The following is a 25735-nucleotide window of genomic DNA, read 5'->3' on the forward strand; positions in this document are numbered from 1 at the left end:
GCGGTCATCGCTTGCGTCCTTCCGTTGCTTCGAGCCGATCCGCGACGTTGCCACCGTTGCCGTTGATCAGCTCCTCTGCCTCATGGCCGGTGAGGATGAGGAAGACGTCGTCCAGCGACGGACGGCGCAGGCCGACATCGTGGATCTGCACGTTGTGCGTGCTCAGCCTGCCGACGGCGTCGACGAGCGCCTGTGAGCCGTTGCTGACCGGAACGGTGATCCGGCGCAGCCCGGGCTCCAGGTGGATCTCCCCGTCCGCCAGCCCCTTCAGTGCCTCCTGGGCGGTTGCCAGATTGTCGGCGTGGTCGACGGTGAGCTCGATGCGGTCGCCGCCGACCAGGGTCTTGAGCTCGTCCGACGTGCCGCGGGCGATCACCTTGCCGTGGTCGATCACCGCGATGGAATCGGCGAGCCGGTCGGCCTCCTCCATGTACTGCGTGGTGAGCAGCAGGGTGGTGCCGCCCGCGACGAGTTCCTCGATGACATCCCACAGGTCGAGGCGCGCACGCGGATCGAGTCCGGTGGTCGGCTCGTCGAGGAAGAGCACCGGTGGATTCGCCACCAGCGCACCGGCCAGGTCCAGGCGACGGCGCATACCTCCGGAATAGCCTTTGACCGGTCGGTCGGCGGCATCGCTGAGCCGGAATCGCTCCAGCAATTCCCGCGCGCGCTCCTTACTGCGCTGCACGCCCATGTGATAGAGCCGACCCACCATTTCCAGGTTTTCGAATCCGGTGAGATATTCGTCGACGGCGGCGTATTGCCCCGACGCACCGATGCGCGATCGCAGGGCCTGTGGATTGCGGAGCACATCGATGCCCGCGACCGTCGCGTGGCCCGCGTCCGGAATCAGCAGGGTGGTGAGCACTCGAACGGTGGTGGTCTTGCCCGCACCATTGGGTCCGAGCAGTGCCGTGACAGTACCCTCGGGCACCGACAGGTCGAGTCCGTCGAGGGCGACCAACCGGCCGTATCGTTTGACCAGACCCTCGGCGACTAAAGCGTCGGGCATGATTCTCCTGACATTCGAGACGAGGCGTTACCCGAGTCAGTATTGCCCTGGGCACCGACAATTTCCTGTGATTTACCGCCTGCCTGGGCTTTGTCCACGGCTGACGTCGACAGCCGGACATAGAACGGTCGCATCCCGTTCCGGGCGGTGCTCGGGGGTGCCGGCTCGGGATGCGACCGGTTCGATCATCGCGCCCGGGTACCCGTCCGATCACGCGTAGCGCACTACCCGATTCGGGCCCGGCCGGTACTCGGTGTCCGCGCACACGACATGCCAGCGCCGAAACGACACGCGACAAATCCGGCCAAATCCGCAGCCGGGGAGACGAAACGAGTAGCGATCCGGGACACACAGCAACCGGTCGGCATGGTTTTCGCATTCCACAGAGGTCGGCTGTGCGATTACAGTCTCGCCGTAAAACCCTGCGCGACAACATTTTTGACAACAGTCACGAAATCGCCGTGTGGACCGGCGACCGACCGGTCCGGCCACCTGGGCCGCTGCTATGCCGCCAGCAGGTAAGCCGACCCAAAAAATCTTGGAAAGTGGCGATCGCCACGCACACACAATCCCGGATCATCGCGTAGGATCATTCACGTCGGCCCCTCCCCCCCGGGCCGACCTTACGCGGGCCTCGGCTAACTCCCCCCCTTCGCCGAGGCCCGCTCCCCATTTCTGGGGCAGGTCGAAATCCGGCTCAGCTATCCGTCGGCACCGCTGGAAAATCCTCGATGCCCAGCGATTGCCAGGCCGCCGTCAACCGTTGCGCCCGTACCTTTCCCGCCGTCGCAAGCAGTCGACGATCCCGATCCCACCGCTCACGGGTGACCGGATCGGCCTGGGCCCAGAGCGGCTCCAGCTCCGCCAGCACCCACTCGAAGAATTCGTACGCCCCGCCCAATGCGATATGCCCGCCGGGCGCGGTCGGCCGATCCATATCCAGGCCACGTACGAAGGCCACCGCCGCGAGCAACCGCTGCAGCACCGCCCGCGGCCAGCCGGACTCTCGCCCGACCCGCACCAGCCAGCCGAGCGTGGCCGCGAGTACGTGTACGTCCTCGATGGTGCGAAACGGTTTGAGGTAGTCCGAATACCCGTCCCCGGGCAGCACCTCGGCCACCGCACCCGCGAAGGTCACCGTGGCGTGCGGGATTTCGGGTGCGAAAGGTATCGGGGGCAGATTCGTCACGTGCACGCCGGGCTGTCCCGCGTCGACGAGCACCGCACGCAACCGGTTGCGCCCATCCGCCGCCGCGCCCGCGCTGGCGATCACCAACAATCGCCGCGCCAGGATCCCCAAAGTCGTGAAGGTCTTCGTGCCGTCCACCTGCCAGCCGTCGTCGGTCTCGGTCAGCCTGGTCTGGATCGCGGACGGATGCGCGCCGCCCGCCTCGGTGGCCGAGACCGCGACCAACTCATCGGCCGCGAGGTCGGGCAGCAAGGCGCGCAGCGCCTGCTGATATCCGGACAGGAATGCGAAACCCAGTCGGTCCGCACCGAATCCACCGGCGATGGCGATATCCACCGTCGTATCGAATCGCTCGGCGGCCACCCGATGCCGGGTCCACGCATCGGTGATGGTCTCGAGGGGTGTCGGATCGAGCACCTCGGTCAGCAGATAGTCGAACACAGAGTCCACCCGTGCACGCTAACCGAGAATCGGATGCCTGCTCACGCGTCGAAACCTCAGCGGCCGTTCCGCGATCATCCGGCAATCCTCAGCCAACCCCTCGGCGATGCGTCAGCGGAATCTCAGAAACACCGGGTATCACTGAGTCGTCGTCCGCCAAGAGGAGCCCGACCAGTGACGAAACCGGATCTAGCGCGCAGAAAGCGGCTGTACAACGCCGAGGCGCGGCTATCGTGGGTACTCGCTGCGCTGGCCGGTCTCATCGGTGCCGCGGCCTTCACGCATACCGCTGGCTACTTCGTCACCTTCATGACCGGCAATACCGAGCGATCCGTCCTCGGCTATTTCCACGACGAACCGGATCTGGCCGTCGCCGCCGCCTTTCTGATGGTGTCGTTCCTCACCGGGGTGGTGGTCGCCTCGTGGTGTCGCAGGCGCTATTGGTCCGGGCATCCGCACGGCCCGACCCTGCTCACCACACTCAGCCTGGCCGCGGCATCGATACTGGACGCCATCATCTACTGGCTGACGAACGCCACGAATATCGACCTGATCCCGATCCTGCTGGTTGCCTTCGGCGTCGGCGCCCTCAACACCTCTTTCGTCAAGGACGGCGAGGTCTCGGTGCCCCTCAGCTACGTCACCGGAACGCTCGTCAAAATGGGCCAGGGCATCGAACGCCACATCAGCGGCGGCGATTACGCCGACTGGCTCGGTTACTTCCTGCTCTACACCGCCTTCTGCTCCGGTGCCCTGCTCGGCGGCCTGCTGAGCCTTCTGGTGGCCGGCTGGGCCATGCTCATCACCGCCACCGTGGTGTGCCTCATCACCACCGGCTACACCTACCTGCACCAGGACCGGCACGGCCCGCCAGCGACCAGCTGACCGCTGTGCGCGCCGTCGAGTCGGCGGATACGGTTGTCCGGTGGGGAGTTTCGATGAGCTGACGCCGGAACACTTTGCGACACTTGTGCTGCGGCATCTGGCCGACCTCGGCAAAGAGGTCGCCGGGTACGACGCCGAGGCGTTCCGTATCGAGCTCGCCGACAGATCCGAGATCGGACTCGGCAATGTGTATCACGACGCTATTCGCCTTTCCGGTCCGCGACGCGCGGCCCGGATCAAGCGGTTTCTGGCGATGTTGGGCGGCGACGAACTCGGATACCTGCCCACCTGGGCGCAAGCTCGTCCGCTACTGCGCCCGATTCTGCGTTCGGCCACCTACAAACAAGCGGGGCTCGACGATCTGCTGCACCGCAAGCCGTTGGTCACCCACGAAGCCGCGCGGTGGGTCAGTCGCCCGGCATTCCCGTTCGTCGACGAGTTGGTCGCGATCGACCTGCCGAACTCCCGAACCATCGTCAACAACTCGATACTGGAGGGATGGCCGGTCTCGGCCGACGAGATCTTCGCGACCGCCCGCGAAAATCTGGAAACGATTGCGCAGCCCCATAATCCACGCGGCAACGCCATCCTCAGCCTGAACGACGACGAGGGCAGCGGCTACATCACCTCGTGGCCACTGGCACCCGGCTGGCTGGCAACCTTCCGCCAGCGTTACAGCGGCCGCCGCCCGGTGGCCTTCGTACCCGACATCAACACCCTCATCGTGGTCCCCGACATCCCACACCTGCTCGCTCGCATCTACCGCCAAGTCGAGGAACAGTACGTCAACGCACGCCACCGCCTCTCCCCCCAGGGCTACACCCTCGACGAAGACGACACCGTGGTGCCCTTCGACCGAGCCGGCCCGCATGCCCAGCACCACACCGCGGTTCGCGCCGGATACCAGCTGGCGCTCTGGGAATACGCCGCCCAGGCCGAGTGGCTCGACAAGGCACTGAAGCGCGATCTCGAATTCACCGGCTACGGCCTGGACATGGCCATCGTCGGCGAATTGAACGTCGCGGGCACCAACAACCAGCCCTACTCCTACACCGTCTGGGGCAAAGGCGTCGACTACCTACTCCCCGCCGCCGACTACATCATGTTCGCCAGCACCGATACCGACAACAACGCCGTTGTCATCTGCACCGTCCCGCTCACCGCAGCCCTCGAAATAACCGGCCTCACACCGATTCCCGCCATGTCCCCCATCCGCTTCGAAGCCCGCTTCTGGCCCGACGAAACAATGCTCACCCAGTTGAAGCAGGCCTCGGTCACCCTGTGACTCGAGCCCGGCCCCACCGCCCATCGCGTCACTCGAAGCTGTTGATGAGCAAGAGATTCCGTTACTGCCATGGGACCGAGGGCCGATCGTCCTCGGGCAGTAGTGGTTTCGCGTCGAGTGAAAGCCGTTCGCTGCCTGGAGGGTAGATCGGCTCCGGGCGAGTTCCGAACAGATAGTCGCGGAAGGCTCGCAGGTACTCGTCCAGTTCCCGCTGATCGGCGAACCTGGTTTCGGTCGGATCGAACCATTCCTCCGGTGTCGGGCGCCACGCGATCGTGTAGTCGAGGGCTTCGCGCACCATGCCCCCGAAGGTCGGATCCGCGGCGCAGAAGGCGCGCAGCGCCGGGGCGTAATGCCGCATTCCGCCGCGGCGCTCGGCGCGGTGCATGTCCACCAGCGGCCACAGCAGACCATCGATATGCGGGATTTCGTCCCACCACTTGGTCTTCGTGCGCAGGGTCTCGCTGGCCCGCACTCGGCGGCGTGATGCTGTGACAGGTGTCGGGTAGTCGCGGGGCGCGCCTCTTCGGTCGATGCCGCGGGTCGGCCCGATTCCGAGGTTCACGGGTGGATACCACACGCCGCGCCACACCGGGACTCCGAGATGGGGAGGATTCACCGGCAGTGGCTCGGCCAGTGAGATGTCGACCGTAATTCGGCGCACGGGTGGCAACAGTTCGTCGGGGACCAGATCCGCCACCATCGACAAGCAATCCCGCACGTCGAATCCAGTCACACCGACGCCCTGCCAGAATCGTGCCTCGGAGCACTCCTGCGGGTCGAATTCGATCCAGAACCGCCGCACCGTGGCCATCCGCGATTTCCTCCCACCGGCACCAATGTCGAACGCTGGCCCCGATGATCCCAGAGCTGATCAGCGCCTACCACTCGATAATCGGCTACCTGGCGAGCGTCTACTCCCGCGACACGGACCGTCAGTCCGGAGCGCGGCGGGCGTCGACGGCCCTGGAGCGCTCGGACACAAACCCGAGGCGGGTGGATGGCCGAACCTCCGCAACGTGTTCGCGCAATGCCACACAACAACGAAGCCACAGGTCAACGACCTGCGGCTTCTTCAACGAGTGGACCTAACGCTTTCACAACCCGAACACCTTGTGCGGTGACGTCACCGCACAAAATGACGGTCGGATCGGGGGTCCGGGGGCTTGCCCCCGGCTGGGGTGTGGGGGCTCGGCCCCCACAAAATACGACGATGATCGAACACAGCGAAGGCGTGCCCGCCGAGCGGGACACGCCTTCGATCGAGTGGAGCCTAGGGGAATCGAACCCCTAACCCCTGCCTTGCAAAGGCAGTGCTCTGCCAATTGAGCTAAGGCCCCGAATCCCTGCTGTCCGAAGACAGAATTAGCGGGTGGTGACTTCGTGCCACAGGTCCGCATCGTCGCGCTTGCGCAGTTTGGTGATTCCGACGAGAACCGCGACCACGACACCGACCGTGAGAAGAATTTTCATGATTCCCACCCTACTGTGATGTTCGGGAGTGGGCCTAGGAGGACTTGAACCTCCGACCTCTTCGTTATCAGCGAAGCGCTCTAACCGCCTGAGCTATAGGCCCTCATCTCGTTCGGGTACCCGCCGGAGCTGCTAACCGAACCGAGGCACGAGATTACCTTACCCTCCCGCCGATGACCAAAACGGCCGGTCACCGCCCTGCGCGAGGACAGTGGCCGGCCGTGTGGAAACCGTGTTAGTCGGGGTCGGCCAGGGTCACCTGGATGCCGCCGACTAGGTCGCAGCACTGGTTGTAGATGAAGACGCCGACGGTCGCCAAGGCAGTGAAAAGCACCACATTGATCAACCCGATGACGCCCGCGTAGCCGAAGACCGAACCGGCGTCGACCAATCCGACCGAACCGCTGTCGGAGGAGACCATATCGGTGAAGGTGCTGTTGAGCCGCTCCCACACACCCATGCCCTCGAGCACGATGTAGAGCAGACCGACCGCGAGCATCCACACGAAGAACATGGCCACGCTGATCACCAGCGAGATCTTCAGGGTCGACCAGGGGTCGATCCGGCGGATCTGCACCGTCGCCCGCAGTGGCTCACCCGAGGCGACCGCCGCCGCGACGGCGACCGGAACCGCTGGCGAGACCGGTGCGGCCTGCGGGCCCGGGGTTTCGACCGGTAGCGGGTGCCGGATCTCGGACAGGTCCGGCATGTCCTTGATCAGTTCCGGACGGGCGATGCTGCGGGTCGGTCCGTCGATGCCGACGGATTTCACCATCGCCGCTTCCTTGCGAGCCGCCTTGGCCGCGAGATCCGCTGTGGTGCGGGCATTCCCGCCGCCGAGACCGGCGCTACCGAGGCCACCGCCACCGCCGGTGCCACTACCACCGAGGCCAGGACCGGGACCAGGACCGAGCCCACCGCCGGTGGAGTTCGGACGACCGGTCACCGGCGACTGCCCGGGGCGGTACAGGTTCGACTGCGGTTCGCGCTGCGGCAACTGCGACCAGCCCTCCTGGAAAGGCGACTGGCCGTTGCCCGCGGAATCACCGGCATCCTTTTTCGCTTCGGCTCCGTCGGCACCGGAAGGCTCCGGCGCTTTGAACGCGACTTCGCCTTGCTGGCCGTGCATTTCGTGCGGCTGGGCACCTCCCGGCGCGCCAACCGGCTGGCCGTTCTCGGCCGAGGCGACGGGCCGTGGGATCGGCCGAGGCGGAATCGGTGACGGTGCGATCCGTTCGGTTACACCGTTCGTCTGGTGCCGCTCGTCGTTCGGCTGATTCGGAGTGGTCAATGGGAATCCTTAGATCCGTTCGTTGCCGCCGCTGTGGGGTTACTGCTCAGAGGAACCGGTGTCATCGTCTCCGCCGACGATCGAATCAGGGTCTGGTTCGTCGGCATTGCGCGCGATAGCAAGCAACGTATCGCCATCGGCGAGGTTCATCAATCGCACGCCCTTGGTCTGCCGTCCAGCTTTACGAACCTGCTTCGCCGCCGTCCGGATAACTCCACCTCCGGACGTGATCGCATACAACTCATCCTCGTCGTCGACGATGAGCGCACCGACCAGGGTGCCACGCTTGGTGTCGTATTGGATAGTCAATACACCTTTACCGCCGCGACCCTGTGGGGTGTACTCCTCGATCGCGGTCCGCTTGGCGTAGCCACCGGAGGTCGCCACCAGAAGATAGGTGTCGGCACGAACCACGTTGAGCGACAACAGTTCATCGTCGGCATTGAACCGCATGCCCTGCACACCGGAGGTGGCACGACCCATCGGACGCAGCGCCTCGTCGGTGGCGGAGAACCGGATCGACTGGCCGCGCGCCGAAACCAGCAGCAGATCGTCGTCGGCCGAGCACAGCACGGCGCCGACCAGTTCGTCGTCGTCGCGCAGGTTCACCGCGACGATGCCGCCGCTGCGGTTGGAGTCGAAATCGGAGAGCTTCGACTTCTTCACCAGGCCGTTCTTGGTGGCGAGCACCAGATACGGGGCGTCCTCGTAGCCCTTGATCTGAATGATCTGGGCGATCTTCTCGTCCGGCTGGAATGCCAGCAGGTTCGCCACGTGCTGACCGCGCGCGGTCCGGCTGGCCTCGGGCAGTTCGTAGGCCTTGGCGCGGTAGACCCGGCCCTTATTGGTGAAGAACAGCAGCCAGTCGTGCGTGGAGCTGACGAAGAAGTGCTTGACGATGTCGTCCTGCTTGAGACCCGCACCCTGCACGCCCTTACCGCCGCGCTTCTGGCTGCGGTACAGGTCGGTCTTGGTGCGCTTGGCGTAGCCGGTCTCGGTGACGGTGACGACCACGTCCTCGCGGGCGATGAGATCCTCATCGGCCATATCGCCGTCGCTGGCCACGATCTTGGTGCGCCGCTCGTCGCCGTACTTCTCGACGATCTCGGCCAGTTCGTCGCGCACTATCGCGCGCTGCCGCTCGGGCTTTTCGAGAATGTCCTTGAGGTCGGCGATCTCGGCCTCGATCTTGGCCAGATCGTCGACGATCTTCTGGCGTTCCAGGGCGGACAGCCTGCGCAGCTGCATATCGAGGATGGCGGTGGCCTGGATCTCATCGATATCGAGCAACTGCATCAGGCCGGTGCGCGCGGTATCGGTATTGGCAGAACGCCGGATCAGCGCGATGACCTCGTCGAGCGCGTCCAGCGCCTTGACCAGGCCGCGCAGGATGTGGGCCCGCTCCTCGGCCTTGCGCAACAGGTAGCGGGTGCGCCGCACGATGACGTCCAACTGGTGCTCGACGTAGAGCCGGATCATCTGATCCAGGCGCAGCGTGCGCGGCACGCCGTCCACGATCGAGAGCATGTTGGCGCCGAAGCTGGTCTGCAGCTGGGTGTGCTTGTAGAGGTTGTTCAGCACCACCTTGGCCACGGCATCGCGCTTGATGGTGACCACGATCCGCATACCGGCGCGGTCGGAGGACTCGTCGTGGATATCGGAGATGCCCGCGATCTTGCCGTCCTTCACCTGCTCCGCGATGGAGTTGATGAAGTTGTCGGTGTTGACCTGGTAGGGCAGCTCGGTGATGACGATCGTGGTGCGACCGCGGTTGTCCTCTTCGATCTCGACCACACCGCGCATGCGGATCGAGCCGCGGCCGGTGGTGTAGGCGTCGTTGATGCCCTGACCACCGACGATGAGGCCGTAGGTCGGGAAGTCCGGACCCTTGACCCGCTCCATACAGGCGGCGAGGGTCGCCTCTTCATCGGCCTCGTAGTTCTCCAGCGCCCAGTAGACCGCCTCGGCCAACTCGTTGAGGTTGTGCGGCGGGATATTGGTCGCCATACCGACCGCGATGCCGTTGCTGCCGTTCATCAACAGGTTGGGCACCCGGCTGGGGAGAACCGTCGGCTCCTGCGAGCGGCCGTCGTAGTTCGGCGTGAAATCGACCGTCTCGTGGTCGATTTCGCGCAGCAGCTCCATTGCCAGCGGGGTCAGGCGGCATTCGGTGTACCGCATGGCGGCCGCGCCGTCGTTGCCACGGGAACCGAAGTTGCCCTGGCCGTCGACCAGCGGATAGCGCAGCGACCACGGCTGGGCCATGCGGACCAGGGTGTCGTAGATCGAGGCGTCACCGTGCGGGTGGTAGTTACCCATGGTCTCGGCGACCGGGCGGGCGGACTTCACATAGCCGCGGTCGGGCCGGTAGCCGTTGTCGTACATCGCGTAGAGCACGCGACGATGCACCGGCTTGAGGCCGTCGCGGACGTCGGGTAGCGCGCGGCCGACGATCACGCTCATCGCGTAATCGATGTAGCTGCTCTGCATTTCGTTCTGGATATCGACCGGCTCGATCCGGTCACCCGCTCCGCCGTTGGGTGGCAGGGTGGTTTCAGTCATCTAAAAGTCTCCTTTGGCACCGGACGTGGAAATACGCGTCACGCCGGTTACACGTCGAGGAAGCGAACGTCCTTGGCATTGCGGGTGATGAAGCTGCGACGCGCCTCGACGTCCTCACCCATCAGGATGGAGAACAGCTCGTCGGCCGCGGCGGCATCGTCCAGGGTGACCTGACGCAGTACCCGCACCGAGGGATCCATGGTGGTCTCCCAGAGTTCCTTGGCGTTCATCTCGCCGAGACCCTTGTAGCGCTGGACACCATCGTCCTTGTTGATCTTCTTGCCCGCGGCGAGGCCGGCCTCGAGCAGGCCGTCGCGCTCGCGATCGGAGTAGGCGAACTCCGGATCGGACCGCTGCCACTTGAGCTTGTACAGCGGCGGCTGCGCGAGGTAGACGTGCCCGTGCTCGACCAGCGGACGCATGAAGCGGAACAGCAGCGTCAGCAGCAGCGTCGAGATGTGCTGGCCGTCCACATCGGCGTCGGCCATCAGCACGATCTTGTGATACCGCAGCTTGGCGATATCGAATTCGTCGTGGATGCCGGTGCCGAAGGCGGTGATGATCGACTGCACCTCGTTGTTCTTGAGGACGCGGTCGATGCGGGCCTTCTCGACATTGATGATCTTGCCGCGCAGCGGCAGGATCGCCTGGTACATCGAGTCGCGGCCGGACTTCGCCGAGCCACCGGCGGAGTCACCCTCCACGATGTAGATCTCGGACTTGCTCGGATCCTTGGACCGGCAGTCGGCCAGCTTGCCCGGCAGGCCGCCGAGGTCGGTGGCGCTCTTGCGGCGCACCAACTCGCGCGCCTTACGCGCCGCGACCCGGGCCTGCGCCGAGGAAACCGCCTTGTTCACGATGGTCTTCGCATCGGCCGGATTGGCCTCGAACCAGTGCGACAGGTGCTCGTTGCAGGTGCGCTGCACGAAGGACTTGACCTCGGTATTGCCGAGCTTGGTCTTGGTCTGGCCCTCGAACTGCGGCTCGGAGACCTTCACGCTGACGATGGCGGCCAGGCCCTCACGGATATCGTCACCCGTTAGATTGCCGTCCTTCTCCTTGATCAGCTTCTTGTCCTTGGCGTACTTGTTGACCACCGTGGTGAGCGCCGCGCGGAAGCCCTCCTCGTGGGTGCCGCCCTCATGGGTGTTGATGGTGTTGGCGAAGGTGTGCACCGACTCCGAGTAGCCGGAGTTCCACTGCATCGCGACCTCGAGCTCATGCCCGGTGCCCTTGCCGGTGAACGCCACGACGGAGTTGTGGATGGCCTGCTTGGTCCGGTTGATGTGCCGGACGAAGTCCTCCAGACCACCCGGGTAGTGGTAAGTCCGCGTCTTCACCTTGTGCTCGACCGGCGCGTCGGGTGCGTTCGGGTCGGCGTGCTTGGGCGCCTCGGCGGTTTCGCTGACCACCTCTTCCGTCACATCGGAGTCGCTGACCCGCTCGTCGGTCAGCGTGATGGTGAGGCCCTTGTTCAGGAACGCCATCTCCTGCAGCCGGCGCGAGACCGTCTCGAAGTTGTAGACGGTGGTCTCGAAGATGTCCGGATCGGCCCAGAAGCGGATCGTGGTGCCGGTGCGCTTGGTCGGCTCGCCTTGGATCAGCTTGCCGGGCTTGGCGTCCTTGTACTCCTGGGTCCAGTGATAGCCGCCGTAGTTGATATCGGCCTCGAGGCGCGTGGACAGCGCGTTCACCACCGAGATGCCGACGCCGTGCAGACCGCCGGACACCGCATAGGACTCGGAGTCGAACTTGCCGCCGGCGTGCAGCTGGGTCATGACGACCTCGATGGTCGGGATGCCCTGGGTGTGCATATCGGTGGGGATACCGCGTCCGTCGTCGACGACCTCGACGCCGCCGTCGGCCAACAGGGTGACATCGACACGCGTGGCATATCCGGCCATCGCCTCGTCGACGGAGTTGTCGACGACCTCCCAGACCAGGTGGTGCAGGCCGCGCTCGCCGGTGGAGCCGATGTACATGCCCGGGCGCTTGCGAACCGCCTCGAGGCCTTCCAGAACCGTGATGGAGGAGGCACCGTAGTCCTGCTTGCCCGATGTCGCGTTGGTCGAGCCCGATGCGTTGGAGTCCTTGGCAGCCACTGGTCGGTAGCTCTCCTTACTTGCTGATCCTTGGCGCAGCATCAGACAGCACACGTGGGGCCCCGGTTCAGATTTCTGGTCATGAAATACGGGTCCACGCGCGGGCTGTGCGGAACGCGCCAAAAGGTTCGCCGCTAGTTACCCCACCATCCTACTGGTAGACCCAAGCCACAATGCACCTACGACACCCCTAACGACTCCGTGGATGCGAGAAATCGGTCGGACACGGGTCCGCTCCGCCTCGACGCTGTTTGAGTCCGCCATTCCGCCTCCCCGAGCCTTTTGCCGACCGGTGAGTGAATCGAGGGTTTCGTCGCGGACCGGCGGTCGAGTATCTGGCCGAGTCTTGGTCGTGCCCGATGAGTTACCCATGTTCTCACGAAATCAGTTGTCCGGTCGGAGGGGTTTCACGTGGAACGGCCTCGGACAACGGGGTTATCCGTAGGTGTCCCGTGGACCTCGGCCCTTGATGTGTCGCTCACCCTTGCGCCAGCTCGGCGCGGCCGGACCGGTGATCTTCAGCGACGTGACCACGCCCTGCCCCACCGCCGCATTGATCTTCGCCAGGATCTGCCCTTGCAGCATCCGGAGCTGGGTGGCCCATGCCGTGGATTCGGCGGCGATGCTGAGCACACCGTCCTTCAAAGTCATCGGCGTCGCATGGGAGGCGATGTCCTCGCCGACCACACCGGCCCAGCGGCCGAAGACCATGCCCTCGGCGACCTTGGCCGACCAGCCCCGATTCTTCGCGATGGCACCGGCCAGGCTCGAAAGCAGTTGCGGGTCACGGTCATCGGGCCGCGCGCCCGACCAGCCGGTGCGGCGGCGAGCTCCGGTGCGCAGCCGACGCGGCGACGCCCGACCCTGTCCCACCGATTTACCGCTCGCCTTGGCGGCCGCCCGTGCCTCCTCGAGTGCGCGCCGCGCCAGATCGATGCCGCGCAGCTCCGGTTCCGGATCCGATGCGGAAGCACTCGACTCCATTTGATCGCTCACGGTCCGCCTCCCCGAATCTTTAGCCGGTCGTAGGTGCCTCGAACCATGATCACCGGACCGACGGCTGGATGCGCGACGAGTTCTGGACGTACCCGGCGAGTAACCCATGTTCATACGAAATCAGTTGATGCGTCGGTAGCCACGGCGTTGCAACGCATTCGCGGGTGATCTTACAGAGCAGCCGCACGAAAAGACCCGGTGACGTCAGGTCGGGACAGACGTCGCGGATCAGGCGGTCGCGGTGGGGCTTTCGGCGATCCGGGAGATACGGCAGTCCGCGCCGCCATTCGTCTCCACCCTGAGCGGAACCGCGGAGAGTTCCGCAGGCACGTCCTCGGGGACCGCGGCGGTGATCAGTACTTGTTCGGCGCCGGCGGCGACCTCGGCGAGTGCCGTGCGTCTGCGGCGATCGAGTTCGGCGAAGACATCATCGAGCAGCAGCACCGGTTCGGCACCGGTCGCGCGCAGCAGTTCGAAGGCCGCGAGCCGCAGGGCCAGCGCGAACGACCACGACTCACCATGGCTGGCAAAGCCTTTCGCGGGTGCGGTGCCGAGCATCAGATCCAGGTCATCGCGGTGCGGGCCGATCAGGCAGACGCCGCGCTCCAACTCCTTCGGTCGCGCCGCCGCCAATTCGCGCAGCATATTCGCCTCCAGCGCCTCGACGTCATCGGGCTGCGGTGCGCGCACCGGATCCAGGAACTCCGATGGCAGGCTCGCGCTGCGATAGCCGATCGCGGCCGGACGCGATTCGGGCGCGATCGACGAGTACGCCTGTGCGAGATAGGGATACAGGTCGTGTACCAGCCGCAGCCGTTGGGCGAGCAGGATCGAGGCATGGGTCGCCAGATGTCCGTCCCATACGTCGAGGGTGCTCAGTTCCGCCTTCGAGCGTGCCTGTCGCCCAGCGGATTTCAACAAGGCCGAACGCTGTCGCACTACCCGGTCGTAGTCGGCGCGGACGGCGGCCAAACGCGGCAGCCGGGTTGTGCACAACTCGTCGAGGAAGCGCCGACGCTCGCCCGGATCGCCCCGGACCAGCGCGAGATCCTCCGGCGCGAACAGCACCGTCTGCAGAATGCCGAGAATCTCCCGTGGTCTGCGCACCGGCGATCGGTTGATCTGGGCGCGATTCGCGGCGCCCTGATTCAGTTCGATATCGACGCGCAGCTCCCGGCCCGCGTTCACGACGGTCGCCCCGATTCTGGCGCGGTCCGCGCCGATGCGGATCAGCGGTGCGTCGGCGGCGACCCGATGCGAGCCCAAGGTGGCAAGATAGCCGATCGCCTCGAGCAGGTTCGTCTTACCGTTGCCGTTGGCGCCGAGGAAAACCGTTCGGCCTGGGGATAATTCGAGCTCGGCGTGCTCCCAGGAACGGAACTCGCGCAGAGACAGCGTCCGGATGAACACCCGTCTACTCCGCTCCGGCCGTCGTCATCGCCGTTTTTCGTCGCGGTCCGCGACGAAAGGGCGGCAAACCACAACATCTTGTGGTCCATCCACTGTCTGTGGACGAACTGTGGATAAATCGCATTGCCGCCGATGTTCAGCCCGGCAGCCGAACCGGCATCAACAGGTAGATGTAGGGGCTCTCCAGCGCGGCGAAGGCACCCGACTCCGTCACCTTGGGCTCCTCGTCGCTGGCGGGCAGCAGCACCGCGGGGCGACTCGGTGTGGTGAAGCCGAAGGTGACCCGGTCGGAGTGCAGCGCGGACAGACCGTCGATGAGGTAGCCCGGATTGAACGCGATGGTCAGTGCCTCACCGCGGAATTCGGCCTCCAGCCACTCCTCGGCGCGTCCGGCGTCGTCACCACCCGCCGAGAGCAGCAGGCCCTCGTCGGTGAACTCCAGACGCACCTGGGCTCCGCGCTCGGCGACCAAGGCGACGCGCTTGATGGCGTCGGTCAGTGTGGCGACCGGAAGGGTGGCGATCGAGGTGTGCTCCTTGGGGAGCAATTGGCGGAACTTGGGGAATTCCGCGTCGAGCAGCCGGGTGGTGGTCCGGCGGCCCGCGTTCACGATGCCGAGCAGACCGTCCGAGCCCGCACCGCTGCCGGTGCCGAGTGAGAGCTGTACGGGAGCATCCGACGGGCCGAGTGTCTTCGCGGCCTCCGACAGCGTCCGGGCCGGAATCAGCACCGAGGTCTCGATATCGGTGCGGGCGGGCTGCCATTCGATGTGCCGGACCGCCAGCCGGAATCGGTCGGTGGCCGCGAGCACGACCTGCGGACCCTCGATCTCGACCCGGATGCCGGTGAGCATCGGCAGGGTGTCGTCGCGTCCGGCGGCGACCGCGACCTGACCGACCGCCTCGGCGAAGACCTCGACGCTCAGCTCACCGGTCTGCTGCGGCACCTCGGGCAGCTGGGGATAGTCCTCGACCGGCATGGTGGGCAGCGAGAATTTCGCACTGCCACAGGTGATCAGCACACGGGTGCCGTCGATGGCGACATCGACGGGCTTATTGGACAGCGCCTTGGTGATATCGGCGAGCAGTCGGCCGGAGACGAGCACCTCGCCGGGACCGGCGACCTCGGCCGCGACCCGCATCTGCGCGGAGACCTCGTAGTCGAAGCCGGAGACGGTGAGTCCGTCCTCACCCGCCACGAGCAGTACGCCACCGAGTACGGGAACCGGAGGCCGCGACGGGAGGCTGCGTGCCACCCATGCAACGGACTCGGCGAAATCCTCTCGGGCGACCCGAAACTTCATGCTCGCCAGCTCCATTGCCCGATCTGTCCTCTCCCGGTTCCGTGATCTCTGTCGGCTCGTCAGCGTTGATTCTCGAAAAAGGGTGCTGTATGGCCGCCCTGAAAGTGTGGCATAGGCGACCGACATTGAACCGTACTCGTCCTGAGCAGCTGAACCTAGTCCGACCCTCCGGTTGTTATGTGTAGCGAACATGACCGGTCCACCGATTAGTGGAGCAAGGAGATGAAGGCGCGGGCGATCGCACGGATGGTCGCCCCCGCTTCTCCTTGCCCGTCTCGGCGAGTGGCTCGGATGCCGATGCTCATCGATCGACTTTCCACACACCCTGTTTTGAAGAGAGATCTTCAAGAAGAAGAACTGAAGTAGTAGTAGGCACTGTGGAATCTGTGGACTGCGGCCGAATCCGCAGGTCCGGGGGCGTGGTGCCGTGGGGATGACTGCTGGGTGACTCGAGGATGAACGGGTGGGGGCTGTGGACGTTCCCGGTTTGTCCACCATTCATCCTCGAGCGCTCCTCGAGTTGTTCCACCGGATTTACCGGGTTGTTCACACATGTGCACCGAATCGTGGACAGCTCGAGGAATCCTCGAGGACTCCACACGGACTCCTCGAGGATTCCACAAGCCGCTGACCGAGACCATCGCTGGTCAGAGCTTGTGGATGGCGATGGCTGTGGACTCTGTTGATTCCACCCCTGTTAGCGACGGATCCGAGGGCACTCGCACAGCCTGTGGACGAACCGGTGCACAACTCGGAGTTTCCTCGAGGACTCCACAAGAATTCCTCGAGGACTCCACAGGGCACAAAAAAGCACCGCCCCAGGTCAGGGGCGGTGCTGAGGGTGTTAGTGCCGATCAGCGCGAACGCTGTTTAATCCGGGCTGTTAGTTCTTGCACTTGGTCGTACACGCGCCGCCGCTCGGTCATCTCCTTGCGCACCTTCTTCTCCGCGTACATGACCGTGGTGTGGTCGCGACCGAAGGCCTGACCGATCTTGGGTAGCGATAGATCCGTCAGTTCGCGGCACAGATACATGGCGATCTGCCGGGCCTGGGCCAATGGGCGGGCCTTACCCGGCCCGGTCAGCTCCTCGAGCGTGGTGTTGAAGTATTCGGCGGTGACGGCCATGATCGTCGCCGCGTTGATCTCCAGCGTCGCGGTATCGGGCATGAGATCGCGCAAGACCACCTCGGCCAGCGGCAGATCCAGCGGCTGGCCGTTCAACGACGCGAAGGCCGTCACCCGGATCAGCGCACCCTCCAACTCGCGGATATTGCGTTCGACCCGGCTGGCGATCAGCTCCAGCACGTCGTGCGGGACGTCGAGCCGGTCCATCCGCGCCTTCTTGCGCAGGATCGCGATGCGCGTCTCCAGCTCCGGCGGCTGCACATCGGTGATCAGGCCCCATTCGAACCTGGTCCGCAGCCGCTCCTCCAGGGTGGCCAGCTGCTTGGGCGGCCGGTCCGAGGACACCACGATCTGCTTATTCGCGTTGTGCAGGGTATTGAAGGTGTGGAAGAACTCCTCCTGGATACCTTCCTTACCCTCGATGAACTGGATGTCGTCGACCAGCAGGATGTCGGTCTCGCGGTAGCGGCGCTTGAAGGCCACCTTCCGGTCGTCGCGCAGGCTGTTGATGAAGTCGTTGGTGAACTCTTCGGTCGAGACGTACTTCACCCGCATGCCGGGGAACAGCCGCTGGGCGTAGTGGCCCGCCGCGTGCAGCAGATGGGTCTTGCCCAAACCCGACGCGCCCCAGACGAACAGCGGATTGTAGGCACGCGCCGGCGCCTCCGCGATGGCCACCGCCGCGGCGTGCGCGAAGCGGTTGGAGGCGCCGATGACGAACGTCTCGAAGGTGTACTTCGCGTTCAGGCTCGCCGAGGAGTTCGACGGGGCCGGGTTCTCCTGTGACTTGGTGAAGTAGGTGGGCCACGAGTTGCGGACGTTGACGACCGGTTCGTCGTCGTGTGAGTTGTCCGAGATCGGCTCGCGGACCGATTCGTGCGCGGCCGCGATCGCCGGATCGCCGTTCGGCCGAGCCTCGCGCATGGGCGCAGATTCGCGCATCGGCGCGCGGCCCTGACCGCGCCCCGGCTCCGGTGCCGGCTCCGGGTTGAACAGCGATTCCTGTCCGGGCGGCACCGAATCGCGCCGTGGCGGCAGTCCGGATTCCCGGCGGGGCGGGGGCGGCGCATCCTGTCGTTCGCCATTGACCTGGCCCGGGTAATCGCCGCGGGTCGGGTATTCGTCGGTCGGGTACTCCCTGGCCGCTTCGTATCCGGGCACCGGCAGGTACTCCGGCGCGCCGGCGAACTCGGGTACGGACTCGTAGTCCGGTGCCGCCGAATATTCGGGTCCGCCCGAGTACTCCGGTGCGGCCGGGAAGTCGCTGGGCTGTGCATAACGCGGCGGTGAATAATCCGCGCGTCCGGGATAGTCGGGGGCGGGGTATCCGGCCGGGCCGCGGCCGCTGTCCCGGCCGCGCTCGGGTCGACTCGTCATTCTGGCGTGGCGCGGATTATTGCCGGGGCGCTCGGTCGGCTGGGTGGCCGGTGCGGCGATCCGGACGCCGAGGCCCTCGACCTGGGGACCCAGACGGCGGCCGAGAGAACGCAGGATGGGTTCACGCAGATCGCGTTCGATGGCCTCCTGGGCCAACGACGACGGCACCGAGAGCAAGGCGAAGCCCTGTGCCACGGTCAGCGGCTTGACCAGTTTGAGCCAGGCCTGCTGTGCCCGCGACACCGGCGGGATGGCACCATCGGCTGAGCCGGTGGTGAGCTCGGCGACCACCTCGGGCCACACCGTGGCCAACACGTTCTGCTCGTCGTCCATGCAGTTTCCTCCCCGGAAGTAGGCGATAGGAGCAGACGGTCGGGGCATGCGGAGTATCAACCGTGGATGGGTCGATGTTGTGATTCCGCGTACGTCCGTAACCGGTTCGGACGCTGCCCGGGTCCCCCATCCGGGCGGCGGCGTGGCACCGTCGGCCCTACGAATATGCCACTCCAGGGGTCTTTCCACACAATTATCCACAGATGTGGAGAACCCTGGGGAAATGTGAAACGAGGTCACGCTCCGCCGTTATATGGCCTGGACCTGCGGTTCTGCAGCAATCGTCTGGCTATGCACCGTAGTGGGTGTGGCGGGCGACGGCTAGGGGTGTGGACGAACTCACGGTTATACCCAGGATGTGTGACTCGTGGCCCGGCTCGCGAGCGGGTATCGGACAGGTGGGCCGAGTTTGACCCGCACTTTGCCGATCAGTACCCTCGTACAGTCACCCCTTGGTGCGGTGGCGGTCTTGTGCTGACCGTGTCAGGTCGTAATCGACCTCGTGCGCCAGGACCGACGCGCATCGATGATGACCACCTCGCGATTCATCGCGCACAGACGTATCACTGACAAGCTTTGGGCGCCGAACGGTGCCCACCTACTCGAGGAGTGTTGACCGTGGCCAAGGGCAAGCGGACGTTCCAGCCGAACAACCGTCGTCGGGCGCGTGTCCACGGCTTCCGTCTCCGGATGCGCACCCGCGCTGGTCGCGCCATCGTTTCCGCGCGTCGCAGCAAGGGCCGCAAGTCCCTTACTGCCTGATCCTCGCTCTCGGACGCTCGGGTGTTGCCTGAGCCGTATCGGTTGCATCATCGTGCCGACTTCTCCCGGACGGTGCGCCGCGGCCAGCGAATCGGGAGGCGAGATCTGGTCGTACATGCGCTCGTGCACGGGTATGACGGAGTCATGGGCGGGAGTGGACGACACAGCGATGCGGCGATGGCCGGATCGTTGGTCCGCGTGGGCGGTCCACGGTTCGGATTGATTGTCAGCAAGGCGGTGGGCAACGCGGTTATTCGACACCGCGTCGCCCGCCGCCTGCGTCATATGTGCGGCCAGGTGATCGCCGAACTGCCCGCCGATGCCGACATCGTGATCCGCGCCCTGCCCGGCGCCGCGACCGCGGATTCGGCGGAATTGCTCCGCCAGCTGCGTGGCGCGCTGCGCAAGCTCGATATCGCCCGCCCATCGGCTACCGTGGCCGGTGCGGGATGAGTGCTCGCGCCACCGTTGCTCGACTTCCCGCGAACACGGTGATTTTCCTGATCGAGCTGTACCGAACGTACGTCTCCCCCATGCGCCTGCCGGTGTGCCGTTTTACCCCGACCTGTAGCGAATACGCGGTGACCGCGTTACGCACCCGCGGCCTGTTCGTCGGCCTCGGATTGACGGTCGTGCGATTGGCGAAATGCGCACCCTGGCACCCTGGTGGGTGGGACCCCGTTCCGGAGCGCAAGAAGCGCGGACGGAACGAGGCAGCCGCCGACCCGGAGTCGGCGCCACACGCTTGTAAAGGATCACCGCGCGCGGTGATCGGCGACACGAACGACGGGAGTGCATAGAGCCGTGCTCGACTTCATCTATTACCCGGTGTCCTGGATCCTCTGGTTCTGGCATCGGGTCTTCGGGTTCGCGTTCGGCGCGGACAACGGACTCACCTGGGCCCTGGCCGTGGTGTTCCTGGTGTTCACGCTGCGCCTGGTGCTCTATAAGCCGTTCGTCAAGCAGGTGCGCACCACCAAGCAGATGCAGGAGCTGCAGCCCCAGATCAAGGAGCTGCAGAAGAAGTACAAGAACGATCGCCAGAAGATGGCGACCGAGATGCAGAAGCTACAGAAGGACCACGGCTTCAACCCGTTGATGGGCTGCCTGCCGATCCTGGCGCAGGTGCCGGTCTTCCTCGGTCTGTTCCATGTGCTGCGTTCGTTCAACCGCACCGGTACCGGCATCGGCCAGCTCGGCATGTCCGTCTACGACAACGCGCACACGCCGAACTACATCTTCAGCGCCACCGACGTCCAGTCGTTCCTGAGCGCGCGCATCTTCGGTGCACCCATCTCGGCCTACATCACCAGCCCGCCGAGCCAGCTGCAGGCGTTCGCCGATTACGGCGGCGTGCCGACCAAGCTGAGCATCGCGCTGGTCTCCATCCCGCTGATGGTGATCGCCGGTCTGGCAACGCACTTCAACGCGCGCGCCTCGGTCGCGCGGCAGAGTCCGGAGGCCGCGGCCAACCCGCAGTCGGCCATGATGAACAAGCTCGCGCTCTGGGTCTTCCCGCTCGGCGTGCTCGTCGGTGGTCCGTTCCTGCCGATCGCCATCCTGCTCTACTGGGTCTCCAATAACATTTGGACCTACGGACAGCAGCACCTCGTCTTCGGCCGCATGGCGAAGGAAGACGAACTCAAGAAGCAGCAGAAGTTGGAGCAGCGCGCGCAGAACGCGCCGAAGCCGGGTGCAAAGCCGGTCAATGTCAAGAAGAAGCAGTCGGCGTCAGAGGCCGGGCCCGTCGACGCCGAATCCGATGCCGCCGTCGATGCGGCACCTTCGACGAATGGCACCGCGAAGGCTCCGACCAAGGCGGGGCAGCGGCGCTCGGGCGGTCAGAAGCGACCGGGCAACCGTGGGCGACCCAACCAGAAGCGACGGCGCTGAACCATCGCGCGCCTGCGGGATCTCTGAGCAACCCCTGTTCGCGTTCTCCGATCGGCGTCGGTCGCCGGTCGCGCGCGATGAGCAGATGAAGGAAATCAAATGACTGTTGAAACCGACGGAGGGGACGCCACAGTGGCGACGACGATGGTTAACGACGCGGCCGGTCGCGACGCCGATGCTGGGACCGAAGCCGCCGACGCCGCGAACGATGCCGAGGAAGCCCTGATCGAAGAGGGTGAAATCGCGGGCGACTACCTCGAGCAGTTGCTCGATGTGCTCGACTTCGATGGCGATATCGATCTCGACGTCGAGGGTGACCGCGCGATCGTGAGCATCGATGGCGGCCGCGATCTCTCGAAGCTGGTTGGCCGCAACGGTGAAGTACTCGACGCGCTTCAGGAACTGACCCGCCTGGCGGTCCAGCAGGCCACCGGCGTGCGCAGTCGGCTGATGTTGGATGTGGCGGGCTGGCGCGCCAAGCGTCGCTCGGAGTTGAGCGCGCTCGGCACGGCCGCCGCGCAGCGGGTGCTCGAATCGGGTGAGCCGGAGCCGCTGGCGCCGATGACTCCGTTCGAGCGCAAGATCGTGCACGACGCCGTTGCGGCCGTCGACGGCGTCAGTAGCGAGAGCGAAGGCGTCGAGCCGAACCGGCACGTTGTCGTGGTGCCTTCCTGAATTCCGCGCTGTGATTGGATAGGGCCTCTGGTCTTCGGACCGGGGGCCCTCTTCATGTCTCGGATGCTGTCCCCTCCCCTGCCTCATCGCCGCCCTGAACGACTCGAGTTCGGAAGGATGTTTCACGTGGAACGAGATCTCGGTGGAATCACCGCGTTGCCGGATGAGCTGGAGCCTCCGGCCGCTGCCGCGGTGGTGTTCGGGGCTCGACTAGATCTCGCGCGCCGGTATTGCGCCGCGCTCGCCACTGCCGGAGTCGAGCGCGGCCTGATCGGCCCTCGCGAGGTGTCGCGGCTCTGGGATCGGCACATCCTCAACTGTGCGGTGGTCGGTGAGCTCATGGCCGAGGGCGTGACGGTGGTCGATATCGGAAGCGGCGCCGGGCTGCCCGGAATCCCGTTGGCGATCGCTCGCCCGGACCTCCGGATCACCTTGGTCGAGCCGCTCCTGCGCCGCACCATCTTCCTGAGCGAGTTCATCGAGGCGGCCGGTCTCGACGTCACCGTGGTGCGCGGGCGGGCCGAGCAGTCGGGCGTGCTGAAAGAGGCGGGCGGCGCGGATGTGGTGACCTCCCGCGCGGTCGCCCCGCTGGCGAAGCTGGCGCAGTGGTCCCTCCCCCTCCTGCGCGACCACGGTCGGATGCTCGCGTTGAAGGGAGTCAGCGCGGCCGAGGAACTCGAGCGCGATGGGGAGGCGCTGGCGAAGGCGGGTGCGGGGAATGCGGCCGTTCTCGAATGCGGTGCCGGACTCGTCTCCACCCCCACTCTGGTGATCAGCGCCGAGCGGCTGCCGCGAGGCGAGCGTCCCTCCCGGCGCGCGGGCAAGTCGGCACGGAAGTCGAAGTAGCAGCGTCCGATTCGCGGCAATGTTTCATGTGAAACAGCGACTCGTGTGCCCCGACTCGGGGCGACTCCGGCGCCAAACTTCACGTGACGTTTCGAACCTGGTGCCATCGTGTGGGGAAATCGATGATCCGCATTGCGCCAGGCTCATTGGGCACGAGAGCGCCCGGCGTTGTGGCGCCGCGACACTCGTGGATAGACGGTGGAGACGCAGAGATGCGGCCGATGTTTCATGTGAAACAGGATCCCGGTGTCGATCCGGGACTGCATGTTTCATGTGAAACAGCGAATTGGGCGCACCAATCTTGTGCGCGACAGTGTGATTCGTTGCCAGATTTGCGTGTCCTTTGCGCGTCGCCGCGATTCAGCTTTCTAATCGAGCTCAGTGCTGGCAAGCTAGTGAGCGTCGGGCGTGAGCGTTGGTGCCACGGTAGGGATGTGGGTGTCACAGCGGCGGCGAGAGCTCCGCTCGGTCGATCGGGCGCCGCGGTCCCGATTGAGCATCATGTTCGATCCGACACAGCTATTGATGACACGGCGCCGAATTCGGTCGGGCGCACGTGATCTGAGGTTCTCGCGTTAGGAGCTGTCTATGTCGAGCGGTCCGGCGAATGTTTCACGGGAAACGACGTCGCGCGTGCCGGGGATGCTGGACTCCAGCACCTTCGATGCGGAGGCATTCGGAAGCACACCGTTCGGGCACATCTCCCCCAGCGAGACCCCGATAGCGGCCGAAGCCCAACGCGCGAGCCAGATATTGCATCCAGGAAAGGTGACAGTGCCGAAACCGCACGAGCAACGGATCATCACCATCGCCAATCAGAAGGGTGGCGTCGGTAAGACGACAACTGCCGTGAATCTCGCGGCCGCCCTGGCGCATACCGGGATGACGGTTCTCGTGATCGACCTCGATCCCCAGGGCAATGCCAGCACCGCCCTCGGCATCGAACATCACTCGGGCATCCCGTCGAGCTACGAACTTCTCATCGGCGAGGTGTCGGTGAAGGATGCGATCCAGCAGAGTCCGCACAACGAGCGCCTGCTGTGCATTCCGGCCACCATCGATCTGGCCGGTGCGGAGATCGAATTGGTCTCCATGGTCGCCAGGGAAGGGCGACTCAAGGCCGCCATCCAGGAGGCCAATATCGCCGGGTACGACATCGACTACGTGATGATCGACTGCCCGCCGTCGCTGGGTCTGCTCACCGTCAACGCGCTCGTCGCGGCCAAGGAGGTGCTGATCCCGATCCAGTGCGAGTACTACGCGCTGGAGGGTGTCGGGCAGCTGCTCCGCAATATCGGTCTGGTGCAGGCGCATCTGAACCCCGAGCTACACGTCTCCACCGTGATCCTCACGATGTACGACGGCCGGACCAAGCTGGCCGACCAGGTCGCCGAGGAGGTGCGCGGGCACTTCGGTGATGTGGTGCTCAAGTCGGTGATCCCCCGCAGCGTGAAGGTCTCCGAGGCGCCGGGCTACGGCATGACGGTGCTCGATTATGATCCAGGCTCCCGGGGCGCGATGAGCTATCTGGACGCCGGTCGTGAGATGGCCGCGCGGTCGGTGGTCCGGCCCGGTGCGGCAGAGCGCGCGCAATGATCCAGTGGGATCACGTGATTGATCGGGTTCAGCGTGGTGGCGAACGAAGAAAGGGTCGGTAACCGATGACTCAGGCGAAGAAGGGCGGTCTAGGCCGCGGGCTTGCCGCATTGATTCCGACGGGGCCAGCGGCCACACCGGGTCTCGGTGCCACGCCGGGTCTCGGCAGTGCCGCGGCCAATGTCGTCATCGGCATCGATCCGATTGGACCGCAACCGGCATCGGCATTCCTGCACCGGGTCCCCGACCCCAGCGATGAGCAGTTGTCGGACGGCGGCGCGAGCTATCGCGAGATTCCCCCGGATCACATCGAACCGAATCCCAAGCAGCCGCGCCACGTCTTCGAAGAGGAGGCGCTCGCCGAGCTGGTGCACTCCATCAAGGAATTCGGTCTGATGCAGCCCATCGTGGTGCGTCGGCTGGAGCCGGGGGTGGACAAGTATCAGATCGTCATGGGTGAGCGTCGTTGGCGTGCCTGCCAGGAGGCCGGGCTCGCGGCGATTCCGGCCATTGTCCGCGAGACCGCGGACGACGCGATGCTGCGCGACGCCCTCTTGGAGAATATCCACCGGGTGCAGCTGAATCCGCTCGAAGAGGCGGCGGCCTATCAGCAGCTGCTCGAGGAATTCGATGTCACCCATGAGGAATTGGCCTCGCGAATCGGTCGATCTCGACCGGTCGTGACCAATATGATTCGCCTGTTGAAATTGCCGATCCCGGTGCAGCGTCGGGTGGCGGCCGGTGTTCTCTCCGCCGGACACGCCCGCGCGCTGCTCGGCCTCGAGGCAGGCGCCGACGCCCAAGAGGTGCTCGCCGCCCGCATCGTCGCCGAGGGATTATCGGTCCGGGCCACCGAGGAAGCCGTCACCCTGGCGAACCGGGATCCGGATAAGGCCACTCCCCCGGCAGCACGGCGCAAGCCGATTCAGATGCCAGGGCTGCAGGATGTGGCCGAGCGGTTGTCGGAATCCTTCGACACTCGCGTCACCGTGAGCCTCGGCAAGCGGAAGGGCAAGATCGTCGTCGAATTCGGTTCGGTCGAGGACCTCGAGCGGATTGTCGGCATGATGGAGCAGCAGCAGACCGGCATGTGACAGAAGTGGCAAAAATAGCCCTGTGTTTCCGGTAGGCACGAGTCCAGCGTCGAAACGTCACAGTGACGGCGTCGGAAAACGGC

At 65.2% G+C, this 25735-nt stretch carries 21 protein-coding genes and 2 tRNA genes; 10 read left to right on the forward strand and 13 right to left on the reverse strand.

Annotated features, from left to right (window positions below):
• Positions 1–4 precede the first annotated feature (4 nt).
• Positions 5–1012, reverse strand: coding sequence for an ATP-binding cassette domain-containing protein (locus ACHQ4I_RS02615; protein ID WP_420770012.1), 1008 nt, complete (start codon positions 1010–1012; stop codon positions 5–7).
• Between the two features lie 697 nt (positions 1013–1709).
• A complete protein-coding gene (locus ACHQ4I_RS02620; RefSeq protein WP_420770013.1) occupies positions 1710–2651 on the reverse strand; it encodes an acyl-CoA dehydrogenase family protein in 942 nt (313 codons plus the stop codon).
• Between the two features lie 165 nt (positions 2652–2816).
• Between ACHQ4I_RS02620 and ACHQ4I_RS02625 the strand changes: the two genes are divergently transcribed.
• Together ACHQ4I_RS02625 and ACHQ4I_RS02630 are read left to right on the forward strand one after the other, a co-directional pair.
• Complete coding sequence (locus ACHQ4I_RS02625) at positions 2817–3527, forward strand: YoaK family protein (protein ID WP_420770014.1); 711 nt, start codon at positions 2817–2819, stop codon at positions 3525–3527.
• A 40-nt stretch (positions 3528–3567) separates the two neighbouring features.
• On the forward strand, positions 3568–4812 hold the full coding sequence (locus ACHQ4I_RS02630) for a DUF1444 domain-containing protein (RefSeq protein ID WP_420770015.1): 1245 nt from the start codon (positions 3568–3570) through the stop codon (positions 4810–4812).
• Between the two features lie 61 nt (positions 4813–4873).
• Here ACHQ4I_RS02630 and ACHQ4I_RS02635 read toward each other — a convergent pair whose 3' ends face one another.
• The 11 genes from ACHQ4I_RS02635 to dnaA form a co-directional block, all read right to left on the reverse strand.
• On the reverse strand, positions 4874–5626 hold the full coding sequence (locus tag ACHQ4I_RS02635; RefSeq protein ID WP_420770016.1) for a hypothetical protein: 753 nt from the start codon (positions 5624–5626) through the stop codon (positions 4874–4876).
• A gap of 453 nt (positions 5627–6079) precedes the next feature.
• Positions 6080–6152, reverse strand: a tRNA-Ala gene (locus ACHQ4I_RS02640).
• A gap of 25 nt (positions 6153–6177) precedes the next feature.
• On the reverse strand, positions 6178–6285 hold the full coding sequence (locus ACHQ4I_RS02645) for a DLW-39 family protein (protein ID WP_420770017.1): 108 nt from the start codon (positions 6283–6285) through the stop codon (positions 6178–6180).
• A gap of 29 nt (positions 6286–6314) precedes the next feature.
• A tRNA-Ile gene (locus ACHQ4I_RS02650) sits at positions 6315–6388 on the reverse strand.
• 132 nt (positions 6389–6520) lie between these two features.
• Complete coding sequence (locus ACHQ4I_RS02655; RefSeq protein WP_420770018.1) at positions 6521–7576, reverse strand: DUF3566 domain-containing protein; 1056 nt, start codon at positions 7574–7576, stop codon at positions 6521–6523.
• A 39-nt stretch (positions 7577–7615) separates the two neighbouring features.
• Positions 7616–10138 carry a DNA gyrase subunit A gene (gene gyrA / locus ACHQ4I_RS02660; protein ID WP_420770019.1) on the reverse strand — a complete coding sequence of 841 codons (2523 nt, stop codon included), beginning with the start codon at positions 10136–10138 and terminating at the stop codon, positions 7616–7618.
• Between the two features lie 47 nt (positions 10139–10185).
• Entirely contained in the window at positions 10186–12240 is a 2055-nt protein-coding gene (gene gyrB, locus ACHQ4I_RS02665) for a DNA topoisomerase (ATP-hydrolyzing) subunit B (RefSeq protein ID WP_420770020.1), read from the reverse strand.
• Positions 12241–12675: 435 nt separating this feature from the next.
• Positions 12676–13224: a DUF721 family protein gene (locus tag ACHQ4I_RS02670; RefSeq protein WP_420770178.1), complete on the reverse strand. Its 549-nt coding sequence runs from the start codon at positions 13222–13224 to the stop codon at positions 12676–12678.
• Between the two features lie 240 nt (positions 13225–13464).
• Positions 13465–14646, reverse strand: coding sequence for a DNA replication/repair protein RecF (gene recF, locus ACHQ4I_RS02675; protein ID WP_420770021.1), 1182 nt, complete (start codon positions 14644–14646; stop codon positions 13465–13467).
• Between the two features lie 136 nt (positions 14647–14782).
• On the reverse strand, positions 14783–15964 hold the full coding sequence (gene dnaN / locus ACHQ4I_RS02680; protein ID WP_420770022.1) for a DNA polymerase III subunit beta: 1182 nt from the start codon (positions 15962–15964) through the stop codon (positions 14783–14785).
• Positions 15965–16803: 839 nt separating this feature from the next.
• Complete coding sequence (gene dnaA / locus ACHQ4I_RS02685; RefSeq protein WP_420770023.1) at positions 16804–18786, reverse strand: chromosomal replication initiator protein DnaA; 1983 nt, start codon at positions 18784–18786, stop codon at positions 16804–16806.
• Positions 18787–19404: 618 nt separating this feature from the next.
• On the opposite strand from dnaA, the gene rpmH reads away from it, so the two are divergent.
• The 8 genes from rpmH to ACHQ4I_RS02725 all read left to right on the forward strand — a co-directional run bounded on the left by rpmH (position 19405) and on the right by ACHQ4I_RS02725 (position 25652).
• Positions 19405–19548, forward strand: a complete 144-nt coding sequence (rpmH, locus tag ACHQ4I_RS02690; protein ID WP_084483849.1) for a 50S ribosomal protein L34 — start codon at positions 19405–19407, stop codon at positions 19546–19548.
• 21 nt (positions 19549–19569) lie between these two features.
• On the forward strand, positions 19570–20001 hold the full coding sequence (gene rnpA, locus ACHQ4I_RS02695) for a ribonuclease P protein component (protein WP_420770024.1): 432 nt from the start codon (positions 19570–19572) through the stop codon (positions 19999–20001).
• Positions 19998–20348: a membrane protein insertion efficiency factor YidD gene (gene yidD, locus ACHQ4I_RS02700; protein WP_354960264.1), complete on the forward strand. Its 351-nt coding sequence runs from the start codon at positions 19998–20000 to the stop codon at positions 20346–20348. Before rnpA ends, yidD begins: the two co-directional genes overlap by 4 nt.
• A gap of 4 nt (positions 20349–20352) precedes the next feature.
• Positions 20353–21441 (forward strand): membrane protein insertase YidC, encoded by a 1089-nt coding sequence (gene yidC / locus ACHQ4I_RS02705; protein WP_420770025.1) that lies wholly within the window; start codon positions 20353–20355, stop codon positions 21439–21441.
• Positions 21442–21585: 144 nt separating this feature from the next.
• Positions 21586–22116 carry a Jag family protein gene (locus ACHQ4I_RS02710; protein WP_420770179.1) on the forward strand — a complete coding sequence of 177 codons (531 nt, stop codon included), beginning with the start codon at positions 21586–21588 and terminating at the stop codon, positions 22114–22116.
• 117 nt (positions 22117–22233) lie between these two features.
• Positions 22234–22962: a 16S rRNA (guanine(527)-N(7))-methyltransferase RsmG gene (rsmG, locus tag ACHQ4I_RS02715; RefSeq protein ID WP_420770026.1), complete on the forward strand. Its 729-nt coding sequence runs from the start codon at positions 22234–22236 to the stop codon at positions 22960–22962.
• Positions 22963–23604: 642 nt separating this feature from the next.
• On the forward strand, positions 23605–24558 hold the full coding sequence (locus tag ACHQ4I_RS02720; RefSeq protein WP_420770180.1) for a ParA family protein: 954 nt from the start codon (positions 23605–23607) through the stop codon (positions 24556–24558).
• 65 nt (positions 24559–24623) lie between these two features.
• Positions 24624–25652 (forward strand): ParB/RepB/Spo0J family partition protein, encoded by a 1029-nt coding sequence (locus ACHQ4I_RS02725; protein ID WP_420770027.1) that lies wholly within the window; start codon positions 24624–24626, stop codon positions 25650–25652.
• The last annotated feature ends 83 nt before the right edge of the window (positions 25653–25735 follow it).

This window comes from Nocardia nepalensis (assembly GCF_048910785.1).
GTDB classification, from domain to species: Bacteria; Actinomycetota; Actinomycetes; order Mycobacteriales; family Mycobacteriaceae; genus Nocardia; species Nocardia nepalensis.